This is a genomic window from Marinobacter fuscus, assembly GCF_003007675.1.
GTDB lineage: Bacteria > Pseudomonadota > Gammaproteobacteria > Pseudomonadales > Oleiphilaceae > Marinobacter > Marinobacter fuscus.
On record NZ_PXNP01000020.1, the window covers coordinates 40,763 to 60,122 of the forward strand.

General features: G+C 59.4%; 20 protein-coding genes. 2 read left to right on the forward strand and 18 right to left on the reverse strand.

Translation table 11 applies throughout. The features are described from left to right. Window positions 1-146 precede the first annotated feature (146 nt). Complete coding sequence (locus C7H09_RS05530; protein ID WP_106761613.1) at window positions 147-1,055, forward strand: acyltransferase; 909 nt, start codon at window positions 147-149, stop codon at window positions 1,053-1,055. Here the strand turns inward: C7H09_RS05530 and C7H09_RS05535 are convergent. The 13 genes from C7H09_RS05535 to C7H09_RS05590 all read right to left on the reverse strand — a co-directional run bounded on the left by C7H09_RS05535 (window position 1,031) and on the right by C7H09_RS05590 (window position 14,362). After that, the gene (locus tag C7H09_RS05535; RefSeq protein WP_106761614.1) at window positions 1,031-1,231 is read right to left on the reverse strand and encodes a hypothetical protein; all 201 of its coding nucleotides are present in this window, start codon (window positions 1,229-1,231) and stop codon (window positions 1,031-1,033) included. The two genes, C7H09_RS05530 and C7H09_RS05535, sit on opposite strands and share 25 nt — an antisense overlap. Before the next feature lie 58 nt (window positions 1,232-1,289). Then, window positions 1,290-3,266: a ribonuclease R family protein gene (locus tag C7H09_RS05540; protein ID WP_106761615.1), complete on the reverse strand. Its 1,977-nt coding sequence runs from the start codon at window positions 3,264-3,266 to the stop codon at window positions 1,290-1,292. A 61-nt stretch (window positions 3,267-3,327) separates the two neighbouring features. Beyond that, entirely contained in the window at window positions 3,328-5,055 is a 1,728-nt protein-coding gene (locus C7H09_RS05545; RefSeq protein ID WP_106761616.1) for a diguanylate cyclase domain-containing protein, read from the reverse strand. 127 nt (window positions 5,056-5,182) lie between these two features. Further along, window positions 5,183-5,632, reverse strand: a complete 450-nt coding sequence (locus C7H09_RS05550; RefSeq protein ID WP_106761617.1) for a DUF411 domain-containing protein — start codon at window positions 5,630-5,632, stop codon at window positions 5,183-5,185. Between the two features lie 114 nt (window positions 5,633-5,746). Further along, window positions 5,747-8,350 (reverse strand): heavy metal translocating P-type ATPase, encoded by a 2,604-nt coding sequence (locus tag C7H09_RS05555; RefSeq protein WP_106761618.1) that lies wholly within the window; start codon window positions 8,348-8,350, stop codon window positions 5,747-5,749. 3 nt (window positions 8,351-8,353) lie between these two features. Then, entirely contained in the window at window positions 8,354-8,788 is a 435-nt protein-coding gene (locus tag C7H09_RS05560) for a MerR family transcriptional regulator (RefSeq protein WP_106761619.1), read from the reverse strand. A gap of 140 nt (window positions 8,789-8,928) precedes the next feature. After that, window positions 8,929-9,249, reverse strand: coding sequence for a hypothetical protein (locus tag C7H09_RS05565; RefSeq protein WP_106761620.1), 321 nt, complete (start codon window positions 9,247-9,249; stop codon window positions 8,929-8,931). Between the two features lie 54 nt (window positions 9,250-9,303). After that, a complete protein-coding gene (locus C7H09_RS20160) occupies window positions 9,304-9,888 on the reverse strand; it encodes an EAL domain-containing protein (RefSeq protein WP_338064024.1) in 585 nt (194 codons plus the stop codon). Continuing rightward, window positions 9,786-11,579 carry a bifunctional diguanylate cyclase/phosphodiesterase gene (locus C7H09_RS05570; RefSeq protein WP_240616509.1) on the reverse strand — a complete coding sequence of 598 codons (1,794 nt, stop codon included), beginning with the start codon at window positions 11,577-11,579 and terminating at the stop codon, window positions 9,786-9,788. Before C7H09_RS05570 ends, C7H09_RS20160 begins: the two co-directional genes overlap by 103 nt. 173 nt (window positions 11,580-11,752) lie before the next feature. Beyond that, a complete protein-coding gene (locus tag C7H09_RS05575; RefSeq protein ID WP_106761621.1) occupies window positions 11,753-12,187 on the reverse strand; it encodes a CoA-binding protein in 435 nt (144 codons plus the stop codon). Window positions 12,188-12,202: 15 nt separating this feature from the next. Next, the gene (folX, locus tag C7H09_RS05580; protein ID WP_106761622.1) at window positions 12,203-12,580 is read right to left on the reverse strand and encodes a dihydroneopterin triphosphate 2'-epimerase; all 378 of its coding nucleotides are present in this window, start codon (window positions 12,578-12,580) and stop codon (window positions 12,203-12,205) included. A 23-nt stretch (window positions 12,581-12,603) separates the two neighbouring features. After that, a complete protein-coding gene (gene folE / locus C7H09_RS05585) occupies window positions 12,604-13,173 on the reverse strand; it encodes a GTP cyclohydrolase I FolE (protein WP_106761623.1) in 570 nt (189 codons plus the stop codon). A gap of 103 nt (window positions 13,174-13,276) precedes the next feature. Next, a complete protein-coding gene (locus tag C7H09_RS05590; RefSeq protein ID WP_240616510.1) occupies window positions 13,277-14,362 on the reverse strand; it encodes a GGDEF domain-containing protein in 1,086 nt (361 codons plus the stop codon). Window positions 14,363-14,567: 205 nt separating this feature from the next. Between C7H09_RS05590 and C7H09_RS05595 the strand changes: the two genes are divergently transcribed. Then, window positions 14,568-15,650 (forward strand): patatin-like phospholipase family protein, encoded by a 1,083-nt coding sequence (locus tag C7H09_RS05595; protein ID WP_106761624.1) that lies wholly within the window; start codon window positions 14,568-14,570, stop codon window positions 15,648-15,650. Between the two features lie 16 nt (window positions 15,651-15,666). On the opposite strand, the gene C7H09_RS05600 is transcribed toward C7H09_RS05595, so the two are convergent. The 5 genes from C7H09_RS05600 to C7H09_RS05620 all read right to left on the reverse strand — a co-directional run bounded on the left by C7H09_RS05600 (window position 15,667) and on the right by C7H09_RS05620 (window position 19,349). Then, complete coding sequence (locus C7H09_RS05600) at window positions 15,667-16,674, reverse strand: PAS domain-containing protein (RefSeq protein WP_106761625.1); 1,008 nt, start codon at window positions 16,672-16,674, stop codon at window positions 15,667-15,669. A gap of 99 nt (window positions 16,675-16,773) precedes the next feature. Further along, window positions 16,774-17,577, reverse strand: a complete 804-nt coding sequence (gene znuB / locus C7H09_RS05605) for a zinc ABC transporter permease subunit ZnuB (protein ID WP_106761626.1) — start codon at window positions 17,575-17,577, stop codon at window positions 16,774-16,776. Beyond that, window positions 17,564-18,337: a zinc ABC transporter ATP-binding protein ZnuC gene (gene znuC / locus C7H09_RS05610; protein WP_106761627.1), complete on the reverse strand. Its 774-nt coding sequence runs from the start codon at window positions 18,335-18,337 to the stop codon at window positions 17,564-17,566. The genes znuB and znuC overlap by 14 nt, the downstream gene beginning before the upstream one ends. Next, window positions 18,330-18,821 carry a Fur family transcriptional regulator gene (locus tag C7H09_RS05615; RefSeq protein WP_106761628.1) on the reverse strand — a complete coding sequence of 164 codons (492 nt, stop codon included), beginning with the start codon at window positions 18,819-18,821 and terminating at the stop codon, window positions 18,330-18,332. Before C7H09_RS05615 ends, znuC begins: the two co-directional genes overlap by 8 nt. A gap of 66 nt (window positions 18,822-18,887) precedes the next feature. Then, window positions 18,888-19,349 (reverse strand): chemotaxis protein CheW, encoded by a 462-nt coding sequence (locus C7H09_RS05620; RefSeq protein ID WP_106761629.1) that lies wholly within the window; start codon window positions 19,347-19,349, stop codon window positions 18,888-18,890. Between the last annotated feature and the right edge of the window lie 11 nt (window positions 19,350-19,360).

A 19,360-nucleotide genomic window follows, 5' to 3' on the forward strand; every position in this document is an offset into this window, starting at 1 on the left:
GCCTGAAGCATAGGGTGTGAGGCTATGTGGCACCATGGCAAGATCGTCATTTATAACCGGCACCATGGTCACTTTGGGCCACTGCCCAATCGATTCCAGGGTTGTTATGATTGCCAGCTCTGGAAAACAACCATAACAGGATGACCATGCTCAGTTTTCTGCCCGCGCCACTGCTCGGCATTCTCAATTCGATTCTTCTTGGCATCAATACGCTGTTCTGGTGTTTGCTGCTCTATATCCCGGCGACTCTCAAGTTACTGGTGCCTCACAAAGGGTTTCGGGTGCTCTGTACCCGGGCCATCATCTGGGTGTCTGAATCCTGGGTGGCCTGTAACACCGGCTGGATGAAACTTACCCAGGGTACCCGCTGGCAGGTGGAAGGTGCCGATCAGCTCAAGCGGGAAAGCTGGTATCTGGTGCTCTGCAATCATCAGAGCTGGGTGGATATTCTGGCCATGCAGCGGGTCTTTAACCGCCAGGCGCCGTTTCTCAAATTCTTTCTGAAACAGCAACTGATCTGGGTGCCGGTGATTGGCCTGGCCTGGTGGGGGCTGGATTTCCCGTTCATGAAGCGGTATAGCCGGGAGTATCTGATCAAACACCCGGAAAAGCGGGGCGATGATCTGAAAGCTACCCGCAAAGCCTGCGAGAAGTTCCGCTACACACCGGTGAGCGTGATGAACTTTGTTGAGGGTACCCGCTTTACGCCTGCCAAGCATGACAAACAGAAGTCCCCCTACAACCACTTGTTGGTGCCGAAGGCGGGCGGGGTTGGCTTTGTGCTGGATGCCATGAGCGATTCGATCGACACCCTGGTGGATGTCACCATCGTCTATCCGGATGGCGCGCCGACCTTCTGGGATTTCCTGTGCGGCCGGGTAGCGGAGATTCGGATGGTGATCGAAATCCAGCCAATTCCGGAACATCTCAAGGGCAAGGACTACTCGTCAGATGGTGAGCATCGCCGCAACGTCAAGGAATGGCTTGCACAGTTGTGGAGTCAGAAAGACAAGCGTCTTGACCGGTTACTTCAGTCGGACTCGTCGTCGACCTGATCCGGGTGCTCTTTTTTAAATTTCTCCCACTCTTCCCAATCGTGCGGCGTTCCTGCGTGGGGGCGCCGAAGATGTTTGGCGTGGTCCAGAGCGTTCTTTCTCAGGCTGTGATCCCGTTCTTCTTCGTCTTTGTCAAAGCCGTATTTTCTGAGGAATTCCTGCGGGCTGATGGGCATAACACCTCCTGCGGCAATCTACCTGTCAGAAAATACGGTTTGACGGCCTGATCGGTTTTCAGGCGGTGGTACCGGTTACCACTTCTACCGCATCCAGTAACGCCAGATTGATCTGCTTTCGTTCTTCATCCACGCCCTGAATGCTAACAGTCACTTGCTGATCCAGCTGGAAGATACGGCCATTCTTGTTGTGGATAAGGCGCAGGGTGACCGGATCAAAGCTGAATTTGCCGTCGAGTGTTTTGCAGCTGACGAAGCCTTCCAGACCGTTGGCATTCAGCCGGACAAAGAACCCGGACGGTACTGTGCGGCTGATAACGCCCTCCATGGGGGTATCCGGCAGAGTTTTGGCAAAGTCGCTTTTCAGCCAGTTTTCCAGACTGTTGGCAGCCATGCGGGCACGGATCTGGGTATTCTGCAGACGTTCCAGTTGATCTTTGTCCAGTGCGCGAACCGGGCTGTTCCAAAGCGCGGCTTTGATCAGCCTGTGCACGTAAAGATCCGTAAATTTGCGCAGGGGCGAGGTAAAGGTGGTGTAGGCAGCGAGCCCCATACCATGGTGCGGGGCGGCGTTGAAGGCCAGCTCGGCCCGGGCCAGCTGGCGCGACAGTATGGCTTTGACTGGTACCTCTGCTTGAAGGATCTCGGTTTCTTTCATTAGCGATTTGAAGCCTTCGGCGCTGTGGGCGTCGAGCTCCACAAGGTGTGGCGCATAAGTTTCAAGCAGTTTCCGGATGTTGTCGGCCCGATCGTCCCGCAACCCGGGGTGCTGGATAAACAACCCCTGCGGCTGTTGCTGCAGAAAATCTGCGGCACACCGGTTGGCCGCAACCATGCACTCCTCCACCAGGCGATGGGCTTCGTTTTGTACCGAAGGTTCGATCAGGCGAATGCGCTTGTTTTCATCCAGGCGCAGGCGGAATTCCGGGCGGTCGCTGCTGGTCAGGGCGTGTTCGGTGCGCCATTTGCGCAACGCCGTAGACGCCTGGTGCAGTTGATCCAGGCTGTTGGCCACGGCCTCCGGCAGCGCGTTGATATCTTCGTCTTCACGGCCTTCAATCAGGTGTGACACCAGCTCATAGCTGAGTTTGCCCTGGGAGCGGATCACTGCCTGATGAAAACTGTAGTCGCCCAGGCTGCCGTCGTTGTTCACCTGTAGATCGCACACCAGAGCCAGGCGCGGAACCTCGGGCATTAGTGAGCAGAGCCGGGTGCTGATGCTGTCGGGCAACATGGGCAGCGGTTCGCCGGGAAAATAGATGGCGGTCGCCCGGTTGAACGCTTCTTCATCGGCCGGGCTGCCGGGCTCAATCATGGCAGAGGGGTCGGCAATGGCAATGGAGAGTGTCCAGCCGGTGGCATTTGGGGTGGCCATCAGGGCATCGTCCATGTCCTGGGTGCCCGGGCTGTCGATGGTCACATAAGGCTGCCCGGTGCGGTCTTCGCGGCCTTCGGTATACCCGGCCACCGACTCTTCGCTCAGGGCGTCTGCCTGGCTTTCGACTGGCGCTGGCCAGCGGTCGGCCAGATCAAAGCTGGCCAGGGTGAAGGCGCGTTCGATGCCCGGTTCACCGGTTTTGCCGATCACCCGCAGCACCCTGGCCTGGCCCTTGCCGTCTTTGATCGGGTGGCGGTGGATCTGGCAATACACGAAGTCGTCTGGCTGCGCGCCCTGGCGTTCTTTGGGAGGGATGAAAATCCAGCGGTTGATGCCTGGGGTTTCCGGCGCTACAAAATGCCCTTTGCCTTTCACCAGATAGCGACCCACGAAGGTGGTCAGAGAACTGTCGAGAAGTTCGTCTACCACACCCTGGGTTTTGCCTTTTTCAACCTCATGTTCGGTCACGTTTACCCGGTCTCCGGGCAGCACTTTCTGCATTTCTTCCGGTGGCAGGAACACATCCCGACCTTCATCGAGAGCGACAAAGCCGAAACGACCGTTGGTGGGCTTGACGGTACCGGCGAAGACCACCTTGTTTTCTTTGATATCGGTTTTCAGCTGGCGCAACTGATTGAGAGCGTCGGCATTGAGCATGGAAAAAACCCGGCGATAAAAATGGATGATGTGCGGAGTATAACGGTTATGCCAGTTGGAGTCAGATCTGACCGCTGGTGTTGGTGGCTTTTCCTTTGGCAGCGAGGATACGCACCCGGTTGCGGCCTGCGTCCTTGGCTTCGTAAAGGGCCTGGTCGGCGTTGCGCAACAGGGTGTCCAGAGTCTCGCCGGGTTGACAGAAATAACCGCCCACACTGATGGTGATTGCGGTACCGCTGCGCTGGCTTTCGGCTTCGACATTAGCGCGAATGCGTGCGGCGATCTGCTCCAGGGTTTCCAGATCGCAGGGCGATAGCAACACCACAAATTCATCGCCACCCCAGCGGCCGGGATGGTCGTAAGGGCGAACGGCGGCCCGCAGCCAGAGCGCCACCCGGCACAGAATATCGTCACCGGCCTGGTGTCCCAGCTGGTCATTGATTTCCTTGAAATGGTCAATGTCGAGCCAGAGCAGGCCAAAGCCAGTGTTTTCACGCTCGGCGCGCTGGATCTGTTCGTGAATGACTTCGTCCAGCCCGCGCCGGTTCTTCAGGCCGGTCAGGGCATCAACTCGGGCCAGCCGGTGCAGTTCTTCCGTGCGATCGGCGACTTTTTCTTCCAGTTCCCGGGTGGTGTCACGCAGAGTGGCCGACATCTTCTCAAAATGGTCGACCAGTCGACCAATCTCATTGTCTGGTCGCGGCAGATACGGGTGGTTGAAGTTACCGTCACGCAGCTGTTTGACCGCGCCCTCCAGGCCAATCACCGGGCGTAGGATGCGGGACTGAATAATCTGGTGAAACACCAGCAGAACGATCAGCAGGCTGACCAGAAACACGGCAATCAGGGGCCAGAGATAGCTTTGCGGAATCAGCGTTTCCAAATCCAGCAGAGTGATTTCGAACCAGCCAATGGCGGGCAGGAAGGCCACGCCCGCCAGGTGTTTGCGGCCGTCCACCGAGACAAAGCCGGTTTCCACGGCACCGCTCTCGCCGTTGCGCTGTTTGAGTAGTTGCAGCATACCCAGAATCTGCTGTTTGTCTTCTGGCTCATCGAACAACAGATCCACTGTATTTTTCTGGCCTTCGGGTTTGATCAGGCTGGCAAAGTCGATGTAATTGCGGTCGCGGTACAGCTGAATGGCCCCGTTATAATCCACAAACAGGGTGGTGATGCCTTTTTGACCGATGTCGACGATGTCCCTCAGAAACTCGTCCAGGTTCAGGCCGGTACCCACCATGCCGACAATGTTCTGCTGCTCGTCCCGCATGAGTACGTCGATCCACAGCTTGGTTACGCCCAGCTCGGTATCCGGGTTGACGTTCAGGTGAAAATCCCGGCCTTCTTCAATTAACTGGAAAAACCAGGCGTCGTCCGGTTTTTCGGCATTCAGTACATAGCGGAACTGTGCGCCAGCATAGGTATCTGCAGCGTCGTTGAAGTAATAGTGGTTGTTTTTGCGCAGCGCCACAAAGTAGCTATTGTCTTCAAAGTTGCTGCGAAAGCTTTCCATCTGGCGGATGGCTCTGTCGGTGAGCCCGGGGGTGTTCGGGTTTTTGGCCCACTGGATCAGGGTGGAGGACTGGGCCATCTGTCGGGCCAGACCGATTTCGCGTTCCAGGGATTGCAGCAGCCGGGCGCTGTCGTAACGCACCTGGATTTCTGCCACCTGCTCTCCCCAGCGTTCGATAATGCCTCTGGAGAGTTCCTGATAGGCGAGCCAGGAAGCCGTACCTGCGGCTACAAGCAGCAATGCTGCCAAGCCAAGAATGCGTGTTTTGAGGCTCAAAAGCTGTCCTGCCAATCGTCGTCTGGTGTCTGCCTTTCATGATAGAACACCCGACCCCCTTCGTGTAGAAAAAATAGGCAGAACATGGGCTGCCAGCCGCAACGGGCGTTGCGGCTGGTTGAGGCGATCAGTTGTGCTCGTTAAAGATTCGGGTCTGGCCCTGCTTGTTGAACAGAATCACCTTGTAGTGGTCTTTTCGGTCGCCCATTTCCATTCCGGGTGAGCCTGCAGGCATACCGGGCACGCTCAGGCCGGTCGCCATCGGGGCGTCGGCGAGCAGGCGTTTGATGTCGCTGGCGGGCACATGGCCTTCGATCACGTAACCGTCGACAAAGGCGGTGTGGCAACTGCCGAGGCCGGGCAGCAGGCCTGCTTCCGCTTTCACCCGGTTCATGTTCTGGACATCGGTGGATTCGACCTTGAAGCCGTTGTCTTCCAGGTGGTCAATCCAGTCGCCGCAGCAGCCACAGGTGGGGGATTTGTACACGTGGATGTTGGCTGCCGCGCCGCCCGCCAGGGCGGTGGTGCTGAAACCCAGGGCGGCCATCAGGCCAAAAGCCAGGGTGTGCTTTTTCATGGTGGTTTCCTCAGTGGTGTGAGTCGGTCGGGTTGCTGTCAGTGCCGGAAAGCCAGAACCACCAGACAATGGCGGCCATCAGGGCCAGGCCTGCGATATTGACCAGAAATGACATCATGGGTTCCGCTCCTTGTGGGTTTTGGGCATTTGATGGGGCTTGAACAGGCGCAGCCGGTTGGCGTTGCTGACCACAGTAACCGACGACAGCGACATGGCGGCACCGGCCAGAATCGGGCTCATCAGAATGCCCCAGACCGGGTACAGCAGCCCGGCGGCCACGGGAATGCCCAGGGAGTTGTAGATAAAGGCGCCAAACAGGTTCTGGTGAATGTTCTTCACCGTGGCCCGGGAGATCTCGATGGCATCGGGCACACCGTGCAGCGAGCCACGCATCAGGGTGATCGCGGCGCTTTCGATGGCCACATCGGTGCCAGTACCGATGGCAAAGCCCACGTCGGCGGCCGCCAGCGCCGGGGCATCGTTGATCCCGTCACCGACCATGGCCACGGAATAGCCCTGGCCGCGCATTTCACTGACCACCTGGGCCTTGTCCTCGGGCAGAACCTCGGCGCGGTAATCGTCGATACCGGTTTTGGCCGCAATAGCCCTGGCGGTGGCGTCGATATCGCCGGTCACCATCATCACTTTGATGCCCGACCGGTGCAGCCGCTCAATGGCGGCAGCGGAGTCTTCCTTGATGGCATCGGCTACCCCGATTACCCCCAGAACCTGGCTACCCAGCGCCAGAAACAGGGGGGTTCCGGCCTGTTCGATTATTTCGTCTGCAGCCTGGGATACCCGAGAGACCGACAATCCTTGGCTTTCCAGCCAGCGGCGGTTACCCAGGCGCAGGGGCTGGCCTTCGAACTCGCCTCGCACGCCTTTGCCGTTGAGGGCCTCAAAGCCACTGACTTTTGCGGGTGGGATGTCCTGCTCCCGGGCGTAGCTGACAATCGCCTCGGCCAGTGGGTGCTCGGAATGCTGCTCCAGACCCGCGGCCAGGCCGATCAGCTGGTGTTCACCCTGGCCTTCGGCGTGAACCCGAATCACCGTCGGGCGGCCCTCGGTAATGGTGCCGGTCTTGTCAAGAATCACCAGGTCCAGTTTGCCCGCGGTTTGCAGAGCATCGCCCTGGCGAATCAGGGCACCGTATTCTGCCGCCTTGCCCACGCCTACCATCACCGACATGGGTGTCGCCAGCCCCAGGGCGCAGGGGCAGGCAATGATCAGTACGGTGGTGGCGGCCACCATCATGTGTACCACGGCAGGCTCGGGGCCCAGGTTGTACCAGACCAGTGCCGCAGCCACGGCAATCAGCATCACCGAGGGCACGAACACGGAGGAAATCTTATCCGCCAGACGACCAATGGCCGGTTTCGAGCCCTGGGCCTTTTTCACCAGCCGGATAATCTGGGCCAGGGCGGTTTCGCTGCCCACCCGGGTGGCCCTGTAGATGATGGCACCATGGGTATTGAGGGTGCCTGCGGACACTTCATCCCCTTCGCCCTTGCTGACGGGCATGGGTTCGCCGGTCAGCATGCTCTCATCAATTCGCGTGTTGCCCTCGGTGATGACCCCATCCACCGGCAGCTTTTCACCGGGCCTTACCCGCAGGTGATCGCCCTGGCGAACCTGATCAATGGGCAGGTCCTGCTCTTCACCGTTACGGATCACCCGGGCGGTTTTGGCCTGCAAGTCGAGCAGTCGACGGACCGCTTCAGAGGTTTTGCCCTTGGCTCGCAGTTCCAGGGCCTGGCCCAGGTTGATCAGGCCGATGATCATCGCCGAGGCTTCAAAGTACACATGGCGTGCCATCTCGGGCAGGGCTTCGGGCACGCTGGCCACCACTATGGAATACAGCCAGGCGGTGCCGGTGCCCAGGGCGATCAGGGTGTCCATGTTGGCGTTGTGGTGGCGGAAAGCTTTCCAGGCACCGGTGTAGAAATGGCCACCGGTGGCGATCATCACCCCGAGGGTGAGAATGCCCAGGTTGATCCAGGTAAGCTGGTTGGCTTCGGTCACGGTCATGCTGCCGAAGCCCATGCCCCAGATCATCAGCGCCAGCCCCAGGCCAAGACTGATGGCCATTTTCACCAGCAGCACCCGGTACTGTTTCTTATCCTGCTGTTGTTTGTCCTGATCGGCCTGATCCGGGTCTTCGAGCACCCGGGCGCCATAACCGGCACTCTCAACTGCCTTGATCAGTGCATCCGGAGCCGCTTGCCCGTGAGCTGTGGCGGTGCCATCCGCCAGGTTCATGTGGGCGTGCTCAACCCCGGGCACCGAGTGCAGGGCCTTTTCGATGCTGTTGACACAAGAGGCGCAGGTGGCGCCCGTGACCGCCAGCACAATGGCGTCGCTCTGGCTGGGTACGGTATCCGGCGCAGCCGATGGCGCGTCATGTTTATTGGCACAGGCTGATGGTTGCTCCGGGGGTGGGTTAGTGGCCCCGGATGTTTTTGCCGCGCAACAGGCTTTTGGCTGTTCGGCTGCTTCAGCCATGACTTCGGCGGGATAGCCGGTGTCGGACACAATGCGCGCAGCTTCCGCCAGATCGGTTGATTCCGGCAGGGCAACGGTCTGCGCTTCCAGATTCACCTCCACCAGGTCCGTGTTGCCCACCAGGGGTTCCAGGGCATTGCGGATTTTTTTGGCGCAGCCCTGGCAGGAGGCCCCGGAAATACTCAGCGCGGTTTTCAGTACCGGTGTGTCTGTCATGGCTCAGGACTCCCCGCAACAGGATGACGCGGATGGGTCATCCCAGTGTTCAATCAATCGACAGATGGTGTGGCCGTCGGGCGTGCCATCGGGCATATCTTCCCAGGCCGAAAGCGCCGCCACCATGCGCTCGCGCAACTGTTGCAACTCGGCAATTTCCCGTTCCACGTCGGCCAATCGGCGCTGAAAGACATCCCGCACCATGGGGCAGGGGGAGTGGTGATCATCCGCCTGTTCCAGAATGCGGCGGACTTCCGGCAGTGAAAAGCCCAGCTGCCGGGCCTTGCGGGCAAAGCGCAGGCGGCGCAGGTCGTCGGCGTTATATTCCTGGTAGTTGTTGTCCGGGTTCCGGCCCGGGTGCAACAGGCCCTCTCGGGTGTAGAACCGGACGGTATCCGGACTAACGCCAGCGGCGGTGGCGATGTCTTTGACTTTCATAAGCGTTGCCCAAGCGGTTGCGATACAAGTGAGGCTCACAAACCTGGCTGGAGAGTTCCCGCACTCGTACGACAAACTCCAGCTCCGGACTATAGAGTAAAACCTGTGACCAACTCACAGGTCAAACCGTTTGGGGGGAATCAGGAGGGGGTATTGCGGGCGCGCAGAAAAACACCGCAGGATTTGCACTGGTCGGGCGCCATCAGTTTGGCCTGCCAGCCGATTTTTGCCTCACAGGCCGGGCACTTCAAACGCAATTGAAGAACCACGATCGGCGCCACCAGGGCCACCAGAATAAACCCCAGCGAGCCCCAGTCGTCGCCGGAGGAAAGCCCCAGCTGGCTGCTGAACACCAGCATCACGATAAGCGCGACAAAAGCAAAGACAAAATAGTTGCGGTTCCAGCGCTCCCAGCGCCGAAGCTGTGAGTCTTGGTCTGCAGTCAGATATCGGCCCGACATAGCTCTCTCTTTTGACAGTGACTTGGCCCCAAGTGTGGCGGGCGGCGCGTGCAATTACAATCGGGGCTGGGCGGGCAGTGCCGGTACCAGAATACCTTTGGCGATGGCCTGTTCCAGATCCGCCGCAATCAGTGGTTTGCTGATCAGGTAGCCTTGGGCAAAGTCGCACCGGTGGGAGGTCAGGAAACGCAGGTGAGCGTCGGTTTCCACACCCTCCGCCACCACCTGTATCCCCAGGTTATGGGCCAGGTTGATCACCGCACGGGTAATCACCGCGTTGTCGTGCCTGTCGGTGACATTGGTGATGAACGAGCGGTCGATTTTCAGTGAGCTTACCGGGAAGTCCCGCAGGTAGGCCAGGGATGAGTAGCCCACACCAAAATCATCGATGGCAAGGTTGATACCCAGGTTATTCAGTCGCTGCAGCTGGTTCAGGTTGTGTTCAATGTTTTGGATGAAGATTTCTTCGGTCAGTTCCACTTCCAGCTGTGCAGGTGAAATGCCTTCGGCCGTCAGGGTGGCCTGGATATCGTCGATTAGGGCGTCGTTGTCGAGTTCGCGCCCGGACAGGTTGACAGCGATTCGAAGGTGCTCGCAGGCTGTGCCTCGCCAGCGTGCCAGCGTGCCAGCTGCTGGCAGGCGGCCTGCATCACCCAGTGGCCGATTTCGGTAATCCGGCCACTTTCCTCCGCCAGCGGGATAAAGTCGATGGGTGGCAGCAGCCCCCGACGGGGGTGTTGCCAGCGAATCAGGGCTTCTACACTGGTGATTTCGCCGGTGTCCAGGTTGAGCTGGGGCTGGTAATGAAGTACGAATTCGTTATTGGCCAGGGCGCGGCTGAGATCCTGATCCAGCTCCAGGCGCAAGACTTCACGGTTCTGCATGCCTTCGGTGTAGAACTGGTAGCTGGCCCGGCCCTGCTCCTTGGCGCGGTAAAGGGCGATGTCGGCGTTGCGCAGCAGATTGTCGGCATCCAGGCCACTCTGGGGATAGACCGCCACGCCCATGGTCGCGGTAATGGTATGGCGGTTGCCCTGGACGTCAAACGGGTTTAGAAAACAGCCTTTAATCTGGCCCAGCAGGTGGATAACGTCGTCAATGTCGTCGACATGCTGCTGGCAGACCATGAATTCGTCACCGCCGGAGTAGGCCACCAGAATCCGTTCATTGCTGAGTTGATTCAGGCGCTCGGACACCCGAACCAGCAATTCATCTCCGAACTGATGGCCCAGGGAGTCGTTGAGCATCTGGAAGCGATCCAGGTCAATCATCACCAGTGCCAGCTGGCGCGATTGCCGCTCTGCCAGATTAATGGAGTGGGACAAGTCTTCCATAAAGAAGCGCCGATTAGCCAGGCCTGTCAACGGATCGTTGGATTCAAGGCGTTCCAGGTCCGACTGAATGGCAATGCGCTGTGCGATTTCCTGATCCAGTTCCTGCCGGGTTTTCAACAGCGCCTGTTTGCGCTTGAGCATAAGCTGAGCCAGCAGGATGGTAAGACTAGTCAGTATGCCCATAATCAACAGGGTGCTGAAGGTACGATTGGGCCAGTCACTGCGCTGACGCTCTACCCAGGCGGTGGTAGGGGCCAGGGTCAGCGACCAGAACAGCCGCGGTAACACCACGGGAACGGTGTATTCGAGATCCGGATCAATATCGGCCGAGGTATTCAGTCGGTACACCCGTTGCCCCTGCGGGATGATGGTCACCTGAAACTGCTCGAGCACCCGCTGGGTCAGGAGTTGCCGCGCCAGTACGTCGATTTGAAAAACCCCGGCCACAAAGCCATTGTTGTTTTCACCCTCGCCGACCGGCTGGTAGATTACGATGCCCTCGCCACCCTGAATCAGATCCAGGATGCCGGAGATATAGAACTGTCCGGATTCCGCCGCGCGCTGGAGTGCGGCGTGTGACTGCTCGGCGTCGGCCATGTTCCGGCCAAGGGCTTTGGGGTTACCGTTCATGGATTCCAGCCACCGGATCACATAATCTGTGTCGATCCAGTTGATGCTGTGGTAGCTGCCAAAGTCTGCCAGATAATTTTTTACGTCTCCGCGCCAGGCCGATTCCGTCATCGCCGGATTCAACAGCATGCGTTTGGCAATTCGCCCCACGGCCTCCACATGCAACATGAACTCCCGCTCCAGGGAATTGGCGAGTGCGAGGGCTTCGTTTTCCAGATTGGTTTGGATTTGCTGGTTGTCTTGCTGAATAAGACCGAACCGCAGACCGGTCGCCATGGCCAGGAACGCCAGGAAAACCAGCACAGTAAACGCATGGCTCATCAGCGCACGTATCACCGGCCGGGCTGGTGTGTCGGGCTGATCCAAAGTGCTCTCCCCCATAGCGTTAGCGTGTTTCTTCTAATGATTGTTATCGGGGAATTATGTCAGAGCAGCCGGACTGGTGACAGGTTTTATGTCAAAATGAGATCGATAATTTGACGTTTTCGGAGTACCGGCACCTGCCCCGCCGGTACGGGGCATTGGCGCCGCGGGGTTGTTCAGGCCCTGGCAGGCGTATTGATGCCCAGCTTCGGAATTTCCTGTTTGGGGCAGTGATCCATGACAACGGTAAGGCCGGCGGCTTCTGCACGTGCCGCACCGGTTTCGTTAATCACGCCAATCTGTAACCAGAGTGCCGGAATGTTGAGTTCGATGGCCTGATCAATGATGGCATCGGTGCGCTCGGGCGCCAGAAACAGTTCGGCCATGTCTACCGGCACGGGCACAGAGGCCAGGTCGGCGTAGACGGTTTCGCCCAGCACCTGTTGGCCTGCCAGCCGGGGATTCACCGGGATCATCCGGTAGCCCTGCTGTTGCAGGTATTCCATCACCTCGTGGGAGGGGCGGTTGGTTTTCTCGCTGGCGCCCACCAGGGCAATGGTGCGAACGCGTTCAAGTAGCTGGCGCATCTGATCCGGGCTGTTGGCTGGCATTGGGTAACGGCTCCTTCAGTCTGGGCGGGTGGATTCGAGCGTAACCGAAACTGATTCGGCGTAGCGTAACGCATGGGGCTTGTCGATTTCGACCCGGGCCCAGGTGACCGCCTGATGTTCCATCACGATGGCCAGTACTTCGTGAGTCAGTCGCTCCAGCAGCGCAAAACGCTGGCCATCAACGTGGCCGATGATCTGCTTGGTAATGGTGCGATAGTTCAGGGCCGCCGAAATCTCGTTGCGGTCAATAGCATCGGAGGCGTCGTAGGTCAGGCAGACATTGATCACGACGTCCTGCTGGTTGTTGATTTCTTCTTCCTTGATGCCGATGTAGGCACGCAGTAGCAGATTTTTGATGCGTACACGGGCCAGAGGGGCCTGGTGATCAGACATGACAGCTCCTGAAATATCGGGTATCAGCGATTGTTCGAGATCAGCGTAAGGAACTCGGTACGGGTGGCCTGGGACTTGCGGAACTGGCCCAGCATCATGGAGGTCTTCATTCGGGAGTTCTGTTTCTCGACACCCCGCATCATCATGCACATGTGCTGGGCTTCGATGACCACGGCCACACCGGCGGCCTGGGTAACGCTTTCTACCGCTTCGGCGATCTGCCGGGTAAGATTTTCTTGAATCTGCAGCCGCCGGGCATACATATCGACAATGCGGGCGAATTTAGATAGGCCCAACACCTTGCCCTGGGGCAAGTAGGCAATGTGGCACTTGCCGATGAACGGCAGCATGTGGTGTTCGCACAGGCTGTAGAGCTCGATGTCCTGAACCACCACCATTTCATCCATGGCCGATTCGAATACCGCGTTGTTCACCAGCTCTTCCAGGTTTTGCTGGTAGCCATGGGTGAGAAACTGCATGGCCTTGGCGGCTCGCTTGGGGGTGTCCTGAAGGCCTTCGCGCTGTGCGTTCTCGCCCAGCCCGGTGATTATGCTGCGGTAGTGGTCGGTCAGATCGTCAAGGGGTGCGTACATAGGGATTTCCGGTTTGGTGTTGCTGACAAAGGCCAAAGCTTAAGGGAAATGCACGGTTAACTCCAAACGATTACGCGATCCGGCGGTAAAAGGATCAGTGCGCTCAGGCAGGGGCGACCTCATCGGGGGCATTGTCACCCGGCCCCAGGAGAGGCTCGGCCTGCAACGCTGCGTCGGGCCGTGACGCATTGACCACCTGATTGCGGCCCAGGGCTTTGGCCTGGTACAGGGCCTGGTCTGCCCGGTTCAGCCACACCGACCAGGTTTCACCCTGGCTGACCTCGGCCACGCTGGCGCTGGCGGTCAGGGTAATGTCGTTCAAGAAGGGCCGGGCACTGATGCTGGTCAGAAGCTGGCGGGCCAGGCGGTCGGCGTCTTTGTGCCGGGTTTCCGGCAGTACGATCATGAACTCTTCGCCCCCGATGCGGAACAACTGGTCGCTTTCGCGCAGCCGTTTGCGAAGGCGTTGGGCCATTTCTTTCAGCACCTTGTCGCCCGCCAGGTGGCCCCAATGGTCGTTGATGCTTTTGAAGAAATCCAGGTCGATAAGCACCAGGCTGGACACCCGTTCATAGCGCTCGCGTATTTGTATCTGGGCATTCAGGATATCGGCCAGTTGTGAGCGGTTGAGACAGCCGGTGAGGGGGTCGGTGGTGGCGAGCCGGGTCAACTCGGCCTGCAGTCTGCCTACCAGCCAGGCAAAGATCATGGCAAACAGGCAGCTGAGCCCGAGCGAAAAAGTGATGCGCCAGAAATCCGCCTCGGGAAACTTGTAGAAGGCAACGACGGACATAATCGAGAGGAACAGGCTGTTGAAGACAATGGCTTCTTTCAGGGGTAACAGAAAAAACAGGGCGATGGCCGCGGGGTAGGCCCAATAAAGCCCGGAATGGCCATTGATGATGGTGGAATAGGTGGCACACACCACCGCAAGCAGCGGGAACAGGCGGCCCTTGAGAAAATAGGTGTCGCGCAGCCGGAGCAGGGCTATCACCACCAGGGCGTTGCCACAAAACAGAATCAGCAGGGCGGACAGTAACGGATGCCCTTGCTTCCACTGCACCAGTACCAGCGGTGCGACGGCGATAAACGCCCAGAAATGCAGGTGATACACCAGTTGGCGCTTGAAACCGATGACCGCCAGAGTCGGATTGGTGGCCGTCGTATTCGGCATGGCAAAAGGATTCACAATCCGCCCCCGGCAGGTACTGTCCGTAAATGAAATCAGTCTAGCATGAGGATGGCGCCTGCAAAGGAAAAACTGAATCATCGGTTCGCTTTTGCGCCGCTGGCCCGGCCATGATCAAAATTAGTTATCAACATGATGCAGCACTGTCATTGGCCTGTCGCCGTGCACTTCGATAAACTCCGGACACTTTTTTGGGGGACGTTTCATGGCAACTATTCTCAGCCGCTCCCCGGCGTTGACGATTAAAGCCGGGCGTAGGGCATTGCAGCGATTGCAGCAGAAATCTCTGGGGCCGGAAGATGTCCATGTGATTCCGGGGGCGGCCGGCGGCCCCAAAGCCCTGGGTATCTCCGGGCTCGACAAAGCGATCTTCGGCGACTGGTTGCCGCAGGTTCCCCAAGAGCGCGCGCTGATTGGCTCGTCGATCGGGAGCTGGCGGTTTGCTGCCATTGCCTCGTCTGATAACCCGAGAGCGCAGCTGAACCGGCTGGCGGAGTTATACACCAGCCAGCGCTTCAGCAAAGGGGTGCCGGCCGAAGAGGTTACCCGCAAAAGCGTGCTGTTTCTTGATGAGCTGCTGGGCGGCCGTGAAGAGGCCATTCTTGAGCACCCCTGGTACCGGTTGAATATTATGGTGGTGCGCAGCCTGGGGGCGCTGGCGCACGACACCCGCGGGCGTCTGGGTATGGGGCTGGCCCGGGCCATTAGTGCCAATATGGTGGGTCGGCAAAGGCTGGGCCGCTACATGGAGCGGGGCATTGTGTACGATGCCCGGCTGCCGACACCGGTGGCTGAATTGACGGATTTTCCCAGCCACCGGGTTGCCCTCAGCCGTGAAAACCTGTTGCCATCGCTGCTGGCCTCGGCGTCGATTCCTCTGGTCATGTCGGGTGTTCGAGACATTCCCGGGGCACCGGAAGGCGTTTACCGGGATGGCGGGCTGCTGGACTACCACCTGGATCTGCCTTACGAACAGCCCGGGGTGGTGTTGTATCCCCATTTCACCGACAAGGTGGTTCCGGGCTGGTTTGATAAGACACTGCCCTGGCGCAAGGGCGATGCCGAACGGCTCCAGGATGTCATTCTGGTGGCACCATCGGCGGGTTATCTCGCCAGCCTGCCGGATGGCAAGTTGCCGGATCGGAAAGACTTTGAGAAGTACCTGGGCGATGACGCCGGGCGGGAGCGGGCGTGGAAGTCCGCTATCGCCGAGAGCGAGCGCCTGGGTGATGAGTTTCTGGAGTTGCTGGCAACCGACCGGCTGCTGGATGTGGTTCAGCCTCTGTAGTCGGGCTCAGATGGGTTCAGTCTGGCGTGCTCCGCCGGATGGCGCTCAGGCGGAAGCCAGCAATTCCGGGCAGCGGGGTTTTGAGTGCCAGAACCCGGATAGTGACAGGCACTTCAGTGCCCTCGGTTTTGTGGTGCAGGGCCAGATCCGCTCTGGCGATAGCCGGTTCCTGGCGCGCGGTGCTCAGGAGTTCCCGGAAACGGTTCCGGTCGGCTTCTGTAACCAGGGTTTCGAAAGGCCAGTTCAGCAGATCCGCCGGTGCATAGCCCAGCATCTGGGCGGTTTCTGCAGAGATAAAACTGATCGTTTGCCGTTCATCCAGTTCGGCGATCAGGGCACCGCAAAGGCGCATCAGATCTCGGCTGCGGGTCTCACTGTCATTGAGCGCCTGTCTCAGGGCCGCCTTTTCTATCTGCAGATGCTCCAGTTGCTGGTTGCCCTGCGCCAGTGCCTGCTGCTGGCGCCTGTGTTGATGCCGGGTAAGGCCGAGTTTCCGGCACAGCCAGAGTGCCAGGCCGCCTGCGAGCAGCGACAGCCCGGTGCCAGCAATGAGAATACGCCAGTACATGCGCCCGGCGGGCTGGTGTATCTGCCCGGCAGTCGGTGTTGTGGTGATCATCCAGTGACGTTCGGGTAATCGGAGTTCGGTTCGCAGGGCCTCTGATAGCAGGGGCTGTTCAGCGCGCCCGGCAATCACCAGTGCGCGCTTGGTATGGCGGGCGAGGCTGTCGACACGGAGCTCTATGCCCGGCGGCAGATTCTCTGACAGTGTTCCGCTGACCCCGGCGGGCAGCGCGCTGCCCGGTTCGGACTGAACCCGTGCGGCCAGATTGGCGACCAGTGCCCGGTGGCTGGCCCGGTAGTTTTCCCGGCTGAGCTCCGTGAGCTGCTGGGCAACGGTGCCTGCCAGCAACAGGCTTGCCCCCCAACCGGCCAGGGTAACGACCAGTGGAATCCAAAGGGCAGGCCAAAAAGCCGGGCGGGCACGGCTCCGGCGTGTTGCGTGTTCAGTGGCGCCATCCATAGATCAGAGCGCTCCTGTTGGCGCGTTTACCATGGGTATGATGGCCTAACTTTAGTTCAGCCCGGTGGGAACGGAAAGCGATGCGCTGCCCGAACGCGGCTATTTTCGCGCACTCGCGTAAACCAGCAGAAACACGGCAAAGGCGGTGACCACCACGGACGGACCGGCGGGTGTATCCAGATGCCAGGACAGCGACAGACCGCCACCAACCGCAACCAGGCCGAACAGGATCGCCAGCAAGGTCATTTGTTCCGGGGTTCGGGCCAGGCGTCGGGCGGTGGCGGCAGGAATGATCAGCAAGGCGGTGATCAACAGAACGCCCACCATTTTCATGGCCACCGCAATCACCAGTGAGAACATCAGCATCAGCACCAGGCGCAGCCGTTCAACCGGAATGCCCTCAACCCTGGCCAGTTCTTCGTGGATGGTACTCATCAACAGGCCGCGCCAGAGCACGGCCAGCAAGGCGAGCACAAATACCGCACCGCTGTAGATCCACAGCAGATCTTGGCGGGTAACGGCCAGCAGATCTCCGAACAGCAGGCCGGTAAGATCCACCCGTACGTTCGGCATAAAGCTCAGCGCCACCAGACCAATGGCCAGCGCGCTGTGGGCGAGAATGCCGAGCAGGGTATCGGTGGCGAGTGTCCGGGTACGGGACAGTGCCACCAGCACCAGAGCCACCGACACACAGGTGATGACCACACCCAGGTTCAAGGGCAACCGGATCAGGAAACTCAGGGCGATGCCCAGCAATGCCGAGTGGGCCAGGGTGTCGCCGAAATAGGCCAGACGGCGCCAGACCACAAAGCATCCCAGGGGCCCGGCCACCAGGGCCACACCGGCACCAGCCAGAAGCGCCCGCCAGAAAAAATCCCCGAGAATGGCGTTAATGATGGTCATGCCCGCAGCCTCCGCCTGTGTCGCCTGCACCAACCACATCGCCGTGCAGATTGTGCCGGTGGTTGTGGTTGTGGTGATAAACCGCCAGGGATTCGGCAACCTGATGGCCAAAGGTTTCGATAAAGGCCGGGTCTTTGGAGATGTCTTCTGGAAACCCACTGCAACAGACATGCTGGTTCAGGCAAATAACCTTGTCGGTGGCCGCCATCACCAGGTGCAGGTCATGGGAGATCATGATCACGCCACAGTGAAGTTCGTCTCTGAGCTCGCGGATCAGTTCATAAAGGGTGGCCTGGCCGTTGATGTCGACCCCCTGGGCGGGCTCGTCGAGTACCAGAAGATCCGGTTTACGCACCAGCGCCCGGGCCAGCAGCAGGCGTTGTCTTTCCCCACCGGACAGATGATGAACCGACGCGCCGAGCAGATGGCTGACACCGGTGCGGCCGAGAGCCGAGGTACACTCGGCAAGGTTGTGGCCGCTCAACAGCATAAAGCGTTGCACGCTCAGGGGCAGCGTCGGCTCCAGGGTCAGGCGCTGAGGCACATAGCCGATCACCAGGTCGGCCGCCATCGCCAGTTGGCCACGGGTGGGCCTCTGGATGCCAAGAACGGTTTTGATCAGGGTGGTTTTGCCCGCGCCGTTCGGACCAATAACGGTAATGATGTCGCCCCGTTGCAGGCTCAGAGTTACACGGTCTACCACCGCCCTGCCATCAAATTCTACTGAGACCGAATCCAGTTTAACCAGTGCCTCAGTCATGGTGGTTTGCCTGTTGGCAGCCAGGGCAAAGACCGGCAATCTCGAGGGTAACCTCTTCCGGCTGGAAGGACTGATGCCGGGCTGCGGATTCGATAGCGTTGTTGAGTTCCGGACAAGCCAGCTCCAGGACTGTGCCGCAGTCACGGCAGATCAGGAAGCTGCCCCGGTGATACTCTCCGGCGTGGGCACACCCGATGAACGCGTTGAGCGACGCGATCCGATGCACAAGCCCGTGCTGCTGTAGAAAATCCAGTGCCCGGTAAACGGTGGGCGGCGCTGCGTTCTGGCCATCCTCACCGAGCCTGGCCAGCAATTCATAGGCACCCAGTGGTTTGTGGGCCTGCCAGATTAGCTCCAGAACCCGTTCGCGGATAGGCGTCAGGCGGGCGTTCTGTTTCCGGCAGATAGCCTGGGCATCGGCCAGGGCCTGGCTGACACAGGCATCGTGATTGTGCGGGCGGTAGGGCAGCGGGTGTTCCGGCATGGCATGACATCCTGCAAAATTTGAAACATTATAACATTAGCAGGGGGTGGTGCCAGCCGGGGTCGGTCAGGGCGAAACGGTCATCGCCAGTGATTCCAGAAACTCCAGGTTGGGAATCCACGCGGTTTCGCCGTCCACCTCTACCTGCATCAGGTCGGCAGGGCCGGTATCGCCATCGAGTTGCCGGACTTGTTCTTCGTTCAGCCGGGTCTGGCTCGGGATACCCTGGGTAACCAGTGCCATGAAGGGGTGTTGGCTGTGCTGCTGGCCGATGGTGTTGAGTACGATGATTCGCCCGCGGCTGTCGCCGGGCACAATGAGCTTGCCGCCATTGGCCGCATCGTAGGAGATTACGGGCAGAGCCAGACCCCGCCAGTCCAGAAAGCCGATCAGCCAGTCTGGTGTATTGGTGCCTGCGTCTGTGCTGCTGAAATCCACCACCTCGGCAATCGATACGTTAGGCAGCAGCAGCTGCCGATCCGAGACGGGGATCATCACGCAGGAGAGGGCTTGGCTGTTTTCGTTCATTGCATGCTACC

What these genes read in the sequence shown, in the direction of transcription:
- C7H09_RS05565 (WP_106761620.1), bottom strand. Translation starts at nt 9,249, where the DNA reads ATGTCGGGCCGATATCTGACTGCAGACCAAGACTCACAGCTTCGGCGC.
- C7H09_RS05595 (WP_106761624.1), top strand. Translation starts at nt 14,568, where the DNA reads ATGGCAACTATTCTCAGCCGCTCCCCGGCGTTGACGATTAAAGCCGGG.
- C7H09_RS05550 (WP_106761617.1), bottom strand. Translation starts at nt 5,632, where the DNA reads ATGAAAAAGCACACCCTGGCTTTTGGCCTGATGGCCGCCCTGGGTTTC.
- C7H09_RS05540 (WP_106761615.1), bottom strand. Translation starts at nt 3,266, where the DNA reads ATGCTCAATGCCGACGCTCTCAATCAGTTGCGCCAGCTGAAAACCGAT.
- folE (WP_106761623.1), bottom strand. Translation starts at nt 13,173, where the DNA reads ATGTACGCACCCCTTGACGATCTGACCGACCACTACCGCAGCATAATC.
- C7H09_RS05575 (WP_106761621.1), bottom strand. Translation starts at nt 12,187, where the DNA reads ATGCCAGCCAACAGCCCGGATCAGATGCGCCAGCTACTTGAACGCGTT.
- folX (WP_106761622.1), bottom strand. Translation starts at nt 12,580, where the DNA reads ATGTCTGATCACCAGGCCCCTCTGGCCCGTGTACGCATCAAAAATCTG.
- C7H09_RS05535 (WP_106761614.1), bottom strand. Translation starts at nt 1,231, where the DNA reads ATGCCCATCAGCCCGCAGGAATTCCTCAGAAAATACGGCTTTGACAAA.
- C7H09_RS05555 (WP_106761618.1), bottom strand. Translation starts at nt 8,350, where the DNA reads ATGACAGACACACCGGTACTGAAAACCGCGCTGAGTATTTCCGGGGCC.
- C7H09_RS05620 (WP_106761629.1), bottom strand. Translation starts at nt 19,349, where the DNA reads ATGAACGAAAACAGCCAAGCCCTCTCCTGCGTGATGATCCCCGTCTCG.
- C7H09_RS05615 (WP_106761628.1), bottom strand. Translation starts at nt 18,821, where the DNA reads ATGCCGGAACACCCGCTGCCCTACCGCCCGCACAATCACGATGCCTGT.
- znuB (WP_106761626.1), bottom strand. Translation starts at nt 17,577, where the DNA reads ATGACCATCATTAACGCCATTCTCGGGGATTTTTTCTGGCGGGCGCTT.
- C7H09_RS05530 (WP_106761613.1), top strand. Translation starts at nt 147, where the DNA reads ATGCTCAGTTTTCTGCCCGCGCCACTGCTCGGCATTCTCAATTCGATT.
- C7H09_RS05560 (WP_106761619.1), bottom strand. Translation starts at nt 8,788, where the DNA reads ATGAAAGTCAAAGACATCGCCACCGCCGCTGGCGTTAGTCCGGATACC.
- C7H09_RS05600 (WP_106761625.1), bottom strand. Translation starts at nt 16,674, where the DNA reads ATGGATGGCGCCACTGAACACGCAACACGCCGGAGCCGTGCCCGCCCG.
- znuC (WP_106761627.1), bottom strand. Translation starts at nt 18,337, where the DNA reads ATGACTGAGGCACTGGTTAAACTGGATTCGGTCTCAGTAGAATTTGAT.